11 protein-coding genes, 1 tRNA gene and 3 pseudogenes are annotated in these 13769 nt (G+C 52.2%); 10 read left to right on the top strand and 5 right to left on the bottom strand.

Annotated features, from left to right (window positions below):
- Position 1 precedes the first annotated feature (1 nt).
- Together proA and ACQE32_RS10365 are read left to right on the top strand one after the other, a co-directional pair.
- The gene (gene proA, locus ACQE32_RS10370) at positions 2–1255 is read left to right on the top strand and encodes a glutamate-5-semialdehyde dehydrogenase (protein ID WP_427021713.1); all 1254 of its coding nucleotides are present in this window, start codon (positions 2–4) and stop codon (positions 1253–1255) included.
- 104 nt (positions 1256–1359) lie between these two features.
- Positions 1360–1435: transfer RNA gene (locus tag ACQE32_RS10365), tRNA-Thr, on the top strand.
- Positions 1436–1448: 13 nt separating this feature from the next.
- Here ACQE32_RS10365 and ACQE32_RS10360 read toward each other — a convergent pair.
- Positions 1449–2606: a site-specific integrase gene (locus ACQE32_RS10360; protein WP_427021765.1), complete on the bottom strand. Its 1158-nt coding sequence runs from the start codon at positions 2604–2606 to the stop codon at positions 1449–1451.
- A complete protein-coding gene (locus tag ACQE32_RS10355) occupies positions 2489–2839 on the bottom strand; it encodes a helix-turn-helix domain-containing protein (protein ID WP_426974703.1) in 351 nt (116 codons plus the stop codon). Before ACQE32_RS10355 ends, ACQE32_RS10360 begins: the two co-directional genes overlap by 118 nt.
- A 141-nt stretch (positions 2840–2980) precedes the next feature.
- On the opposite strand from ACQE32_RS10355, the pseudogene ACQE32_RS10350 reads away from it, so the two are divergent.
- From ACQE32_RS10350 to ACQE32_RS10335, 4 genes and pseudogenes are all read left to right on the top strand, one after another.
- A pseudogene (locus ACQE32_RS10350) lies at positions 2981–3742 on the top strand (VapE domain-containing protein); the annotation flags it as partial.
- A gap of 153 nt (positions 3743–3895) precedes the next feature.
- On the top strand, positions 3896–4153 hold the full coding sequence (locus tag ACQE32_RS10345; protein WP_427021712.1) for a hypothetical protein: 258 nt from the start codon (positions 3896–3898) through the stop codon (positions 4151–4153).
- Between the two features lie 101 nt (positions 4154–4254).
- Positions 4255–4434 (top strand): hypothetical protein, encoded by a 180-nt coding sequence (locus tag ACQE32_RS10340; RefSeq protein WP_426974701.1) that lies wholly within the window; start codon positions 4255–4257, stop codon positions 4432–4434.
- Positions 4435–4779: 345 nt separating this feature from the next.
- A pseudogene (locus tag ACQE32_RS10335) lies at positions 4780–4953 on the top strand (transposase domain-containing protein); the annotation flags it as partial.
- Between the two features lie 8 nt (positions 4954–4961).
- Here ACQE32_RS10335 and ACQE32_RS10330 read toward each other — a convergent pair.
- Together ACQE32_RS10330 and vapB are read right to left on the bottom strand one after the other, a co-directional pair.
- Complete coding sequence (locus ACQE32_RS10330; RefSeq protein ID WP_427021711.1) at positions 4962–5378, bottom strand: type II toxin-antitoxin system VapC family toxin; 417 nt, start codon at positions 5376–5378, stop codon at positions 4962–4964.
- Positions 5375–5605: a type II toxin-antitoxin system VapB family antitoxin gene (gene vapB / locus ACQE32_RS10325; RefSeq protein WP_085067815.1), complete on the bottom strand. Its 231-nt coding sequence runs from the start codon at positions 5603–5605 to the stop codon at positions 5375–5377. The genes ACQE32_RS10330 and vapB overlap by 4 nt, the downstream gene beginning before the upstream one ends.
- Positions 5606–5915: 310 nt before the next feature.
- Here vapB and ACQE32_RS10320 point away from each other — a divergent pair.
- Positions 5916–6261 (top strand): annotated as a pseudogene (locus tag ACQE32_RS10320) (DUF523 domain-containing protein); the annotation flags it as partial.
- Between the two features lie 169 nt (positions 6262–6430).
- Here ACQE32_RS10320 and lysC read toward each other — a convergent pair.
- Positions 6431–7792, bottom strand: coding sequence for a lysine-sensitive aspartokinase 3 (lysC, locus tag ACQE32_RS10315; RefSeq protein ID WP_427021710.1), 1362 nt, complete (start codon positions 7790–7792; stop codon positions 6431–6433).
- A gap of 627 nt (positions 7793–8419) precedes the next feature.
- On the opposite strand from lysC, the gene ACQE32_RS10310 reads away from it, so the two are divergent.
- The 3 genes from ACQE32_RS10310 (at position 8420) to ACQE32_RS10300 (ending at position 13279) form a co-directional block, all read left to right on the top strand.
- Positions 8420–9805 (top strand): diaminobutyrate--2-oxoglutarate transaminase, encoded by a 1386-nt coding sequence (locus tag ACQE32_RS10310; protein ID WP_250651962.1) that lies wholly within the window; start codon positions 8420–8422, stop codon positions 9803–9805.
- A 17-nt stretch (positions 9806–9822) separates the two neighbouring features.
- Positions 9823–11286 (top strand): pyridoxal phosphate-dependent decarboxylase family protein, encoded by a 1464-nt coding sequence (locus ACQE32_RS10305; RefSeq protein WP_427021709.1) that lies wholly within the window; start codon positions 9823–9825, stop codon positions 11284–11286.
- A 439-nt stretch (positions 11287–11725) separates the two neighbouring features.
- A complete protein-coding gene (locus ACQE32_RS10300; protein ID WP_426974693.1) occupies positions 11726–13279 on the top strand; it encodes a peptide MFS transporter in 1554 nt (517 codons plus the stop codon).
- The last annotated feature ends 490 nt before the right edge of the window (positions 13280–13769 follow it).

The following is a 13769-nucleotide window of genomic DNA, read 5'->3' as shown; positions in this document are numbered from 1 at the left end:
AGTGTTAGAAGAAATGGGTAAGGCGGCCAAAGCGGCCTCATATCAGCTTGCCACGCTGAGTACGACGGAGAAAAACCGTGTGCTGATGACTATTGCCGAACAGCTGGAAGCGCAGAGCGCGGAGATTCTGGCGGCTAACCAGCAGGATCTGGCGGATGCGCGTAATAACGGAATGAGCGAAGCGCTGCTGGATCGTCTGATGCTCAATCCCGCGCGTCTGAAGGGGATTGCTGATGATGTGCGTCAGGTTTGTCGGCTGGCCGATCCGGTAGGGCTGCTGATTGACGGCGGTCGGCTCGACAGCGGTTTACGCATTGAGCGCCGTCGCGTGCCGCTGGGCGTGGTGGGGGTGATTTACGAAGCGCGCCCGAACGTGACCGTGGATGTCGCCTCGCTGTGCCTGAAAACCGGCAACGCGGTGATCCTGCGCGGCGGTAAAGAGACCTGGCGCACCAACGGCGCAACGGTGCGCGTTATCCAGTCGGCCTTACAGCAGCACGGTTTGCCAGCAGGCGCGGTGCAGGCGATTGAAAGCCCTGACCGTGAGCTGGTTAATCAATTGCTGAAGCTGGACCGCTACGTGGATATGCTGATCCCACGCGGCGGTGCCGGATTGCATAAGCTGTGCCGTGAACAGTCAACCATTCCGGTGATTACCGGTGGCATCGGCGTTTGCCATATCTATATTGATGTCAGCTATGAGCCGGAAGCGGCGCTGAAGGTGATTGTTAATGCGAAAAAACAGCGTCCCAGCGCCTGTAATTCGGTGGAGACGCTGCTGGTTAACGAAGCCATTGCCGGCGCTTTTCTGCCTGCGCTGAGCCAGCGTATGGCGCAGGAAGGCGTGAAACTGCATGCCGACGCGCTTTCGCTGCCGCTGTTGCAGCAGGGCCCGGCAGCAGTGGAAGCGGTGAAACAGGGCGAATATAACGACGAATGGCTGTCGCTGGATTTAAATGTGCGGGTAGTAAAGGATATGGACGAGGCGATCGCGCATATTCGTGAGCACGGCACCCAGCATTCCGATGCTATTTTGACGCGCGATACGCGCACCGCCGAACGCTTTGTTAATCAGGTGGATTCTTCAGCGGTATATGTGAATGCCAGCACCCGCTTTACCGATGGCGGTCAGTTTGGTCTGGGCGCGGAAGTAGCGGTAAGTACTCAGAAACTGCACGCTCGTGGTCCGATGGGTCTGGAAGCGCTGACCACCTATAAATGGGTGGCTTATGGTGATGATACGGTGCGTTCATAGCTTAATTTTCTATAGCTGATGATAAAACCAGCATACGATGCGGCGCCTCTTGACTCAGGCGTCGCTTTTTTTTAACGTTACAGCCCGTAGCACCTCTCCGGAAAGCCGATATAGCTCAGTTGGTAGAGCAGCGCATTCGTAATGCGAAGGTCGTAGGTTCGACTCCTATTATCGGCACCATAAAATCAATAAGTTACATCCCATCAGTACCATCCCTTAACTCCATGTGGGACAGATTTGGGACAATCCTTCCGAAAATCGCATCAATCTGCTTCGCGTGTTCGGTCAGATGACTGGGTGCCAGGTGCGCATAACGTCGAACCATTTCGATACTTTCCCAGCCTCCCATTTCCTGCAGAACCGATAATGGCACTCCAGCCTGAACCAGCCAGCTCGCCCATGTGTGTCTCAGGTCATGGAAGCGGAAATCCTCTATCCCTGCCCGGCGAAGTGCGGCTCTCCATGCGGTGTTTGCGTCGTAACGCATTTTCCTTACCGTTGGCACTTTCGACCCGTCCGGTCGCGCGCTGCTTTCCTGATAAACAAAAAACCATCGATGATGGTTGCCGATTTGATTTTTCAGCACCTCGCATGCAGTATCGTTCAGCGCTATGCCAATAGCCCTGTTTGACTTACTTTCCTCCGGGTTTATCCACGCTACCCGGCGCTGCATATCGATTTGCTGCCATTCCAGATTGATGATGTTCGACCGCCTCAGTCCTGTTGCCAGTACAAACCTGACTACGGATTTAAGCAGCTCCGGGCATTCATCAATCAGCCTTTTCGCCTCGTGCGGTTCCAGCCAGCGGATTCGTTTGTTCTTCGGCTGCGGAACTTTCAGTACCGGCGCTCGGTCCAGCAACTTCCCATCCCTTTCTGCTGTCCTGAGCAGCGCCTTTATGAAGGCAAGATGCGTGGCCCTGGTCGCTACAGATGCGGGTTTCGGCACATACTCCGGCACTGGATTACCTCTTTTCTGTAGCGCATCAGTCTTCATCTTCCAGTTCTCATGATGACGCCGGTTCGGCATGCGCTGTATAACGTTGTAAATGTGGTTCTCAGTAAAGTCCTTCAGATGCATCCCTGCAAGGTGCTGGAGCCAGAATCCGATCCGGCTCTTGTCGTCATCGAGTAACTTCTTATTCGCTCTTTCTTTCAGCCAGCGCACGCATGCCTCTCCAAACGTTACGGCCGGAACTTCACCCAGTTTGCTGACACGCCATGCTTCGGCCTTCAGCTTGTCGTGAAGCTCGCTTGCCTGCCTTTTGTCCTTTGTCCCAAGAGACTGCTTAAAGCGCTTGCCGTCTGGCGCTGTGAAACTGGCGTACCATGTTTCACCCCTACGGAAGATGGACATGATGATTTCTCCTCATATGCACCTGCCGCGCTCACGGCGACAGTGTGCAACGGATTATTGAGAGCGGCAATACATGCCTGGCGGGTGACGAGATAGGGTGACTTCGTTTTGGACGGGTCTTTGCGTGTTGCTGCCAGGCGTCCCGATCGTATCCAGTTGCTGGCCGTGGGTCGGGAGATGCCGATAAACGCGCAGGCCTCATCCAGGGTAAGCGCGTAAGCTTCCATAGATGACCTCTACAGGTAGTTGAATATTGCTCTTGCGATGATGATCGCAATGATGGTGATGAGAAGGTGGAGTGTGGTGATCATGCGTAGCGAGGCCCCAGTACATGCCTTAACCACCACCTGCGCAGCATGTACAAGGTTATGGTGCCGATCCTGGTTGGCGCTCAGGGCTGTGGCAAATCGTCCGGTGTTGCGGCGCTGGCACCCGCGCCGGAATTTTTCACTGAAATATCGTTTACTGAACGCGACGACGATCTGGCGCGCAAAATGCGTGGCCGGCTCGTTGCGGAGATTGGCGAGCTGCGCGGGCTGAATACCCGCGACCTGGAAACGATAAAAAATTTCGTCACGCGTACACATGAGCATTGGGTACCGAAATATCATGAGTTTGCAACGCAGTTCCCGCTCAGGCTGCTGTTTATCGGCACGACAAACGAGCCCGAGTTTTTCAACGACACAACCGGCAATCGGCGCTGGCTGCCTGTTGACGTGCAGCGGTCGGTCGATGTCGCCGCGATACAGAGCGATTTGACGCAGCTATGGGCGGAGGCGCGGGAGGTGTTTAAACATGACGGAATCCAGTTCCGCGACGCGGAGCGGCTGGCGGGCGGTGTGCATGAACAGTACACGATACGCGACGCGTGGCAGGAGACTGTTGAGGCGTGGCTCGACACGCCAGATCTGATAACGGGTAACATTCTGCGAAATCGCGAATTTTTACGCGCCAGCGATGTGCTGCATGACGCGATTGGGCTGGACGCGTCGCGAATCAGCAAGCGCGAGGAGATGCGAATTAGTAATGTTTTGCAAAGCCGCGGATATTTACGCGTTCAGCGTCGTATCGATGACGTAAAAATGAGGGTTTTCGAGCCAGCGTCCCAGCCTGTCCCAACCTTGAAATAGAGGTTGTGGTTCTGTAATTATATGATTTATAGGGTTATTTACAACCGTTCCAACCTTTTTCCCAGAAACTCCATTATATATATAAGGCGCTCAGGGGAAAGGTTGGGACAGGTTGGGACACCCCCGGATACGTAAAATTTTACAGGTAATGAAATGCCAGTGATTGCGACAATAAAAACTGACTGGTTCCGCGTCATTTCAGATATCAACCGGCAGGGCATATCACTGAAAGAGATCGCGCGGGAGCTGGACGTATCGAAATCCGCTGTTATCGGCTGGCGAGCCGGTGCAGAACCCGGTCACGGTAAAGGCGAGGCGCTGAGCGAATTCTGGCAACACGTCACGCAGCGACCGCGCGACGACCTGCCCGTCAACGTCACCGGCAAGCGGTTTGTCTATTTTGGTAAATAAGATGATTTACCGCATGTAAACATTTAAATAACTGAAATTGATTTGTGTTGCTTATGTATCGTACAGGAATATGGAATTCCTGTTTAATAAAGGAGATAGGTATGAAACTATTAACTACGACAGAAATCAAAAAAGTTTCCGGAGCTGCTGGCGGATTTTATGAGGGATCTGTTAGTTGGCAATGTGCGTTCAATGCAGGTTTTTTGATGATTTCCCCATTCGGCGGGCCGTGGGCAATAGCGGGCGCTGCGGTCGGCGCAGCAACAGCGTGTCTCAGTTAATTGACCTGTCCAGTGCTGGATAAACTCATTGATATAGAGCGGAAATCGATATTATTTACGCATGCACGATGTAATATTATCGCATCGCTAATAATTTCTGTGCTATTTGCCGTTAGCATGTTCTGTGTTGAGAACAAAACTTGGTTGGTTTTTTTTACAGCTTTGCTGTTGTTTTGGGAGCGAGTATTGATATTAAAAATACATGCGCTAAAAAAACAACGTAGTAATTAACTGAAAAAAATCAAATTAAAAGCCCGTTAAATGCGTAATATCAGTTAAGGATCACTTGAACGATCCTACCGCTGTGTGAAAATCCGTAATTTCCTTGAGATTACGGATTTTTTTATGTTACTGAGTCAGGCGCTTGATGCCGTTCTTAAATTCACTCCTAAAGAATTTGCTGCATTGTCCGATTTGCTCTCACCTGAGCTTATCGATGAGTGCCTAGCCGATACGGGCGTCGTGACGATCCGAAAGCGCCGTCTCCCCATGGAGATGATGGTCTGGGCCGTGGCCGGTAACGAACGTCAGCGAACCCAGTCTTCCAGTGTTAGCCCTGGCACCCGCGCAAACTCCCGCACATTATTTGTGACCAGCACGGCGCCGGTGGCGATGGCATGCCCGGCAATCGCCGTGTCGTTCGGGCCGATCGGCGTACCGGCCAGCCGCAGCGCGGCCCGGATGTCCGTAGTGGCGTCCACTGCGGCGCGGTCCCAGGGCAGGATGGCATCGAGGCGGGCGCAGAATGCATCGACCAACTGGATGTGGCGTGGCGAGGCCTTCGGGCCAGTGGCGCCGAAGCGCATTTCGGCGTAGGTAATGGCCGAGACCACGATGCGCTGGTTGCGCAGCACCGCCTGCTCCAGGCGCTTCAGTACGGCTTCCGGCTGCTCACGCATAATGAACGAGCAGATACAGGTATCGAGCATATACATCTTGTTCATAAATCAAAACGTCCTTCGTCGCTGACAACGTCCTCACGCTCCGCCATAAAGTCCGGATCGGCCTTTTCCAGCTGCGCGAACGAGCCCCAGGTCGGCCGGACGGGACGCAGGATGATGCTGTCCCCTTCCCGGACGATCTCCAGCTCGCTCACTCCCTCAAAATCCAGATCTCGGGGCAGACGGATGGCGCGGTTGTTGCCATTTTTGAAAATGGATACGGTTCTCATGTACTTTCTCTCCCGAGCAGATAGATATGTGGTGCATATCCGGAATGATGTTCAGGGTACCGGGTATGCGCATATGCTTAGTATAGGCAGATGCGTTGCCTATGTATATGTCCAGCATATGTAGATACCCAGGGTATGTATGTGCATGACATATACAGATGTGAGGCACATGGATATGTGTGGTAATGCTTACTTCTCTCTTTTTGCGGTCAGATCCGAAAAAAGGCGGAACCGGATCTGCCGGTCATGAGAAGGACATTGAACCCTGACATCACAAGAGATTCGATGGGAGGCATTCTGATTAGGGAAGCGAGCCAGAATAATAGAAGATACGGGGCGGGATGTGACTGAGCACTATCAGCTTGCAGCCTGGTTGGCGCTCTGCACGGCACGGGCGGGCGGTTGGTTGTACTGCTGCGTTATTAACTAGCGGCAGCCCAACATGTGATAGTCAGTTTATCTACGACGGCTCTTTTAGCGGTCAGCGTAAGTCAGGTATGGGAGTCGCGGCATCACTACTCATTGAGCATGGTATCGCGGTGTTTTCTGATACGCAGGTCGCTGAGCTTGTTGCATGGATTGAAGAGAGGGAAAACCGAATCCCCATTAATGATGGAATTGTTGGATCACGTTGGTTTTCTGTATCGTTGTCTTAGCTGAATGATGCCTGGTTTCTGATGAGTACCACAGGCAAACATTTCTCACACCGCGATATATTAATAAATCAAGAGTAGTTCATCGAACTAGCGGCGCATGGTGATCCGTTTCTCCCCATGCGCCCACTATGTTGCCCGTGCTATCGGGCTTTGTGCGAGTCGGGCAGCGTTATTCTAACAGACCCCGGTGTAACGCTTTGACCGCGCTGTCTGCGAATTCCGCCGGAAGCAGGAAACAAAGAGTATGGCTGGACGCGCCGTGGCAGATCATGCGCACCGGGTGTTTTTCCAGTTCAGCAAAAACCTCTTTGCACACCGCAGTGGCCTGAGAGAGTGCGTTGCCAATCAGCGAGACGAGCGCCAAACCGGACTCGATTTCGACATGGCAGTGCGGCGACAGCTCGCTAAGCAGCGTAGCGGGCAGCATATCCGCCTCACCTGACGTTGAACTGGTGGCATTGAGGATCAGTGCGATACTCTTTTCCGAGATGGTCACCAGATCGGTCGCTATGTCGTGACGCGACAAAATCCCAAATATTTCAGCTAAAAAGCGGTGGGTGGGTTGCGCATTAATGCTGGATAATTTCAACAGCGTCTGCTGGCGGCGCACGGCCAGGGCGCGATAACGCGCTGGCTCCGGCACATCGCGGCAAACCAGCGTTCCGCCCGCTGATGGATCGTTGCTGGCGCCAACAAAAACCGGAATGTTTTTGCGTATTGCAGGCAGCAGCGTTGCCGGATGCAGCACTTTGGCTCCAAAGGTCGCCATTTCGCTGGCTTCAGAGAACGAGATGTTATCAATACGTTTCGCCTGGGCGACGATCCGGGGATCGGTAGTATAGATCCCAGCGACATCGGTCCAGATATCCACACGTGAGGCCTGTAGCGCCTCTGCCAGCAGGGAAGCGGTATAATCACTGCCGCCGCGACCGAGTGTAGTGGTTTGCTCTGCCGTATCGCTGCCGATGAAGCCCTGTGTCACAACCAGCGCCTGTTCAATACGCGGGCGTAAATGTTTTTCTGACAGATCTGCGATCGCGTTTATCGCCGGTGCCGCACAGCCAAACGTATCATCGGTGCGAATAACTTTGCGGGCATCAAACCATTGCGTTTCCACACCCTGTTCACGCAATACTTCCACAAACAACAGGGAAGACATCAGCTCCCCATGGCTAACTAACTCATCGCACAGCGCGGCTGAACGGGAATCGACAGCTATTTCAGCCAGGCGGCTAATATTGTCCAGCAGATGATCAATCTGCTGACTAACAGCTTCTGGCTGTTTCAGGCGTGAAATAATGTTGTATTGCAGGGCGCGCAGGGTTTCAATTTTGTCCAGCCGAAGGCTGCTTTCCAGACCGGAAGCAAGGCCAACCAACAAATTAGTGACGCCTGCAGAAGCAGACAATACAACCAGACGAACGTTTTTATCAGCAAGGACGAGGGTAGCGCTACGGCTCATCGCGTCAAAGTCAGCAACGCTGGTTCCGCCAAATTTGGCAACGATGATGTGTGGATAAATGCGAGTCATAACAATCTCATATCAGGGCGCCATAATCATATGGCATGAAAATTTTCATTCTCGGCATAAGGGAAGTGCTCTTCGCCTTACGAAATGTCCGCCCGCGAACATTTCTGTTTAAAACTCAGGATTCTGCTCCTGCTGTCGATAACCTGTATTGCCACTCACGGGTTACCGGGTATGATGCGGATTAATGGTTAAATAGTTATTTCCTTTTTTTCGTTTTAGGATTTTTAAGGCGGGCATAGTAAGTGAATAAATCCGCTGAATCGATATTTTCCTTAACATTTATAGTAAGTGGATGGAAAGTATCACTATTTTTTTTGCGCTTTGCGGGCAGGATTTTCCGTTAATAACATTGTGGCAACATAAAAGGCCATAAATGTTAAAGATATAGCGTTGTATACAATGCAGCCGATAATAGGCTTACACAGACCTGGTTACAATTTATACTGAGCAAATCCCGTTCAAAAATAAGCTTTCCCATTGATTTTTAAAGCAAATGATATAAAAAGCCCACACAAAATATAAGATTGAGAACGCTGCTGAAAAAACATATATTAGCCGCGTTTTTTTTACCCCCCTTAAACCTTTATCCAACCCGGTGTTAAAACGACCCCAGGTTGTAGGAGAGATATGATGACGGATAAAGTCCGTATTGATTCTTTGAATGCTAATTCATTACCGCAAAGCAATGAAACCTTTTTAGCCAGACAAGCTGAGTTTGAATCCAACGTCAGAAGCTATCCACGTAAATTGCCGTTAGCGATTGCTAAAGCGCAGGGCGTATGGTTAACCGATGTTGAAAATAAACAATATCTTGACTGTCTTGCGGGCGCAGGAACGCTGGCGCTGGGCCATAATCATCCTGATGTGATTCAAAGCATCCAAAGCGTCATTACCAGCGGCTTACCGTTACATACGCTTGACCTGACCACGCCATTAAAAGATGAGTTCTCCGCTTATCTGCTCTCTTTGTTGCCGGGTCAGGGGAAAGAGTATTGCCTGCAATTCACCGGGCCTTCCGGCGCGGATGCCGTTGAAGCGGCACTGAAGCTGGCTAAAAAAGTGACCGGGCGTTCTGGCGTGATCAGCTTCTCCGGCGGTTATCACGGTATGACGCATGGCGCGCTCTCGGTGACCGGTAACCTGTCGCCGAAAGAAGCGGTTAACGGCATGATGCCGGAAGTACAGTTTATGCCTTACCCGCACCAGTACCGTTGCCCGTTAGGCATCGGTGGCGAAGCCGGTGTGAAAGCGCTGACCTACTACTTTGAAAACCTGATCAACGACGTTGAAAGCGGCGTGCGTAAACCTGCTGCCGTTATCCTGGAAGCCGTGCAGGGCGAAGGTGGCGTTAACCCGGCACCGGTCGAGTGGCTGCAGCGCATCCGTAAAGTAACCCAGGAACATGGCATTCTGCTGATTCTTGACGAAGTACAGGCGGGCTTTGCCCGTACCGGCAAGCTGTTCGCCTTCGAACATGCTGGTATCGAACCGGACATCATCGTGATGTCTAAAGCGGTAGGCGGCGGTTTACCGCTGGCTGTGCTGGGCATTAAAAAACAGTTTGACGCCTGGGCGCCTGGTCATCACACCGGTACGTTCCGTGGCAACCAGCTGGCGATGGCGACCGGCCTCACCACGCTTAAGATCCTGAAAGAAGAGCGCATTGCCGATAAAGTCGCTGAGAAGGGCGAGTGGCTGAAAGGCAAACTGGCTGAAATGCAAAAACGTTACCCGGTTATCGGTCACGTACGCGGTCTGGGCTTAATGATTGGTATTGAGATCGTTAAACCGCATGAAGCGCAGGATCACATGGGTTGTTACCCGGCGGACGGCGAACTCAGCGCGCTGTTGCAGAAGAAATGTTTCGAAGCGGGCCTGATCCTCGAGCGCGGCGGCCGTGGCGGTTGCGTACTGCGTCTGCTGCCGTCGCTGCTTATCAGCAATGCCGAGCTGGAGATTTTCCTCGATAAGTTTGAAACCGCGCTGCTGGGCGCTGGCGTGAAGCCTGTTTAATCGGAGCAAATGAACGAATGTCTGATTTAAATCCGATTCTGTCTGGTTCCGCGCAGAGTATTGCCGCCTATCAGGAAGCGATTGAACAGAGCACAAAAGCGGTTGTGCAATGGCTCAAGCAGCCTGAAATGTACCAGGGCAAAACCGTCGGGGAATTACGTGAGCGTATCAATTTAGAGTTTAATTCTCAGGGCCTGGGCAACCAGGCCGCCATTGAGCGCGCCGTTGAGTATTTCCTCAAAGACAGCCTGTCCGTGCACCATCCGCAGTGTGTGGCGCATCTGCATTGCCCGAGCCTGGTGATTAGTCAGGCTGCGGAAGTGCTGATCAACGCCACTAACCAGAGCATGGACTCCTGGGACCAGAGCCCGTCGGCGACCATCATCGAGATGAAGCTGATCGAGTGGCTGCGTGACCAGGTCGGTTACCCGGCAGGCGATGCTGGTGTGTTCACCAGCGGCGGTACACAAAGCAACCTGATGGGCCTGATGCTGGCGCGCGATGCCTTTTTCGCTCGCCAGGGCCACTCCGTTCAGCTGGACGGTCTGACCGGTAATCTGAGTAAAATCAAAGTGTTATGCTCTGAAGATGCTCACTTCTCTGTGCAGAAGAACATGGCGCTGATGGGGCTGGGTTACCGGTCCGTAACGCTGGTGAAAACCGATGAATTCTCGCGTATGGATCTTAACGATCTGGCAGAGAAGCTGGCGCAGGCGAAAGCCAGAGGCGAGCAGGTGATGGCTATTGTCGCAACTGCCGGGACTACCGATGCAGGCGCGATCGATCCGTTAGCTGAAATTGCTGCGCTGGCGGCTGAACAGCAGATTTGGGTGCATGTGGATGCGGCATGGGGCGGCGCGCTGCTGCTGTCTGAGAAGTATCGCCACTTCCTGAATGGCCTGGAACTCGCAGACTCCGTCACGCTGGACTTCCACAAGCAGTTCTTCCAGACCATCAGCTGTGGTGCGTTCCTGCTGAAAGATGCGCATCATTATCAGCTAATGCGTTACCAGGCGGCGTACCTGAACTCTGACTTTGATGAAGAGCATGGCGTGCCAAACCTGGTGTCGAAGTCGCTGCAAACCACGCGTCGTTTCGATGCCCTGAAATTGTGGATGGGCCTGGAAGCGCTGGGTAAAAAGCAGTACGCCGAAATCATCGATAATGGCGTGACGCTGGCGCAGCAGGTGGCACAGTATGTTGCTGAGCAACCGCAGCTGGAGCTGGTAATGCAGCCGCAACTGGCCAGCGTCCTGTTCCGTTTCCGTGCGGAAAACAGCAACACCGCAGACGTTGCGTTGTTGAATCAGCGTATCGGTGATGCGTTGCTGGCCTCCGGCAGCGCCAACGTTGGCGTAACGGAAGCTGACGGTGTTACCTGCCTGAAAATGACGTTGCTCAATCCAACCGTTTGCCTGGAGGACGTGAAAGTTCTGCTGGCGAGCGTGATAGCCTGTGGGCAGCAGTTGCAGAACGCCTGATTGCTGCAGCAATAAAAAAAAGCCGACAACAGTGATGTTGTCGGCTTTAAACATCCACCTGATTTTCTCCTGTTTTTACCGCTCATCCCTTTTCCCCAAACCCTGTTCTTTATTTATAGATAGATCCTTCGCGTCTCACTACACATACAGCATCGCTAAACGCTCTTTAAGCCCATGTTTAAAAACAATAATGCTTCATTGAGCCTAATCTGACATGGTGTCAACGATTATCCCGTTTTTACCGACATAAAATCTGATAAAGTAGACGCTTGTCGACTTTTCAACTTTAAGTTTTGAAGGTAACACTAGAAAAAACTAGCATCCCGTTGTTAAGCGGTTAAATCCTGTTTTATGAAATGTTAAAACACGACCTGACAGCCAGATGGTCGACGTGCATTCAGCGCGTACGGGCACTGTGACACACCTTTTGGGAGAATTTATGCGTTCCTCTGTTCATAAAAATGAAAGCCGGACCTTCTTCGGTCATCCTTATCCGCTGGGCTCGCTGTTCTTCACTGAAATGTGGGAACGTTTCTCGTTTTACGGCATTCGTCCGTTACTGATCCTGTTTATGGCGTCTGCTGTCTACGAGGGTGGAATGGGGCTGGCGCGTGAAAATGCGTCGGCAATCGTGGGTATTTTTGCCGGTAGTATGTACCTTGCTGCGCTGCCGGGAGGCTGGCTGGCAGATAACTGGCTTGGTCAGCAGAGAGCGGTCTGGTACGGCTCAATTCTGATTGCGCTTGGTCACCTCTCAATCGCGCTCTCCGCCGTGATGGGTGACAATCTGTTTTTTATCGGCCTGATGTTTATCGTACTGGGGTCCGGCCTGTTCAAAACCTGTATCTCTGTGATGGTGGGCACGCTGTATAAAAAAGGCGATGCGCGTCGCGACGGCGGCTTCTCGCTGTTCTATATGGGCATCAACATGGGCTCGTTCATTGCGCCGTTGATCTCCGGCTGGTTAATCAAATCCCACGGCTGGCACTGGGGCTTTGGCATTGGCGGCATCGGAATGCTGGTGGCGTTGGTTATTTTCCGCATGTTCGCTGTTCCGGCAATGAAACGTTATGACAGCGAAGTGGGGCTGGATTCCACCTGGAACAATCCGGTGGCGAAAAAGCAGGGCGTGGGTGCCTGGCTGCTGGCTCTGGCGGCAGGCGTAGCGGTCATTACGACGCTGATCGCAATGGGCGTGATTGTGATTAACCCCGTAGCGGTTGCCAGCATGCTGGTCTATGTGATTGCGGCTTCGGTGGTGCTCTACTTTATCTATCTGTTCATGTTTGCTGGCCTGAACCGAAAAGAGCGCGCCAGGCTGTTGGTCTGTTTTATTCTGCTGGTTTCCGCCGCTTTCTTCTGGTCTGCATTCGAGCAGAAACCGACCTCATTCAATCTGTTCGCTAATGACTACACCAACCGAATGATCGGTGATTTCGAAATCCCTGCCGTATGGTTCCAGTCGATTAATGCGCTGTTTATCATTCTGCTGGCGCCGGTATTCAGCTGGGCGTGGCCGATGCTGGCGCAAAAAAACATCCGTCCGAGCAGCATTACCAAATTTGTTATCGGCATTTTATGTGCTGCCGCCGGTTTTGGCCTGATGATGCTGGCGGCGCAGGATGTGCTGAATAACGGCGGGGCAGGCGTATCGCCGCTGTGGCTGGTGGGCAGTATCCTGATGTTGACGCTTGGCGAGCTGTGCCTGAGCCCGATTGGTCTGGCGACCATGACGCTGCTCGCGCCGGAAAGAATGCGTGGTCAGATGATGGGGCTGTGGTTCTGTGCCAGTGCCTTGGGTAACCTGGCGGCAGGCCTGATTGGCGGTCATGTTAAGGCGGATCAGCTGGATATGCTGCCCAATCTCTTTGCGCGTTGTTCTGTCGCGCTGCTGATCTGTGCTGCCGTGCTGTTCTTACTGATTGTTCCGGTGCGTCGTATGCTGGAAAATGCGCAGGTTAAGCATCAACAGAAACCGGTAACCACCGCGTAACGGGCAATACTCCTACAAACCGGTGTTAACGCGCCGGTTTATCTGGCCTTTAGTCATCTCTGCATCGCAGATAAAATCCTGGCTGAGTGACTGAGTGACTGAGTGACTGAGTGACTGAGTGACTGGTTGGCTGGCTGCTGTGGGTTTGCTATTTCAATGGTTCAGGTTTTAGCAGGTGGGTTTTTGCCTTCGCTATAATATCTATAAAATCATCATAGTTAAACGCTATAACCCTGGCTGCGTTATTGCGGTTAGCTGTGGCAGGAAAGCGCGGCCTTGATTATTTTATACAGAACCAAACTAAAGTTGTTTTGTTAAAATAGATTACCACCCGGTAAGGAAACCGGGTTTAATTGTTAATTAATAGAAATTGTCCTGTGTAAGCTGCCTTCCCGTCGCAATAACTTCATCTTTATCAAAATATAAAAGGTATTCTTCATTATAAGGCTTTATTGAATATCCATATAATATGCCATCTTCCTCACTTACC

The sequence above is a fragment of the Pantoea sp. FN0302 genome (assembly GCF_050113775.1).
Taxonomy (GTDB): Bacteria; Pseudomonadota; Gammaproteobacteria; order Enterobacterales; family Enterobacteriaceae; genus Mixta; species Mixta alhagi.
Note: the sequence above shows the minus strand (reverse complement) of the source record. Positions and strands in the feature narration are given on the sequence as shown.

Coding starts and splice junctions, on each gene's coding strand:
- lysC (WP_427021710.1), bottom strand. CDS start 7,792: ATGACTCGCATTTATCCACACATCATCGTTGCCAAATTTGGCGGAACC.
- vapB (WP_085067815.1), bottom strand. CDS start 5,605: ATGAGAACCGTATCCATTTTCAAAAATGGCAACAACCGCGCCATCCGT.
- ACQE32_RS10300 (WP_426974693.1), top strand. CDS start 11,726: ATGCGTTCCTCTGTTCATAAAAATGAAAGCCGGACCTTCTTCGGTCAT.
- ACQE32_RS10305 (WP_427021709.1), top strand. CDS start 9,823: ATGTCTGATTTAAATCCGATTCTGTCTGGTTCCGCGCAGAGTATTGCC.
- ACQE32_RS10355 (WP_426974703.1), bottom strand. CDS start 2,839: ATGGAAGCTTACGCGCTTACCCTGGATGAGGCCTGCGCGTTTATCGGC.
- ACQE32_RS10310 (WP_250651962.1), top strand. CDS start 8,420: ATGATGACGGATAAAGTCCGTATTGATTCTTTGAATGCTAATTCATTA.
- ACQE32_RS10340 (WP_426974701.1), top strand. CDS start 4,255: ATGAAACTATTAACTACGACAGAAATCAAAAAAGTTTCCGGAGCTGCT.
- ACQE32_RS10330 (WP_427021711.1), bottom strand. CDS start 5,378: ATGAACAAGATGTATATGCTCGATACCTGTATCTGCTCGTTCATTATG.
- ACQE32_RS10345 (WP_427021712.1), top strand. CDS start 3,896: ATGCCAGTGATTGCGACAATAAAAACTGACTGGTTCCGCGTCATTTCA.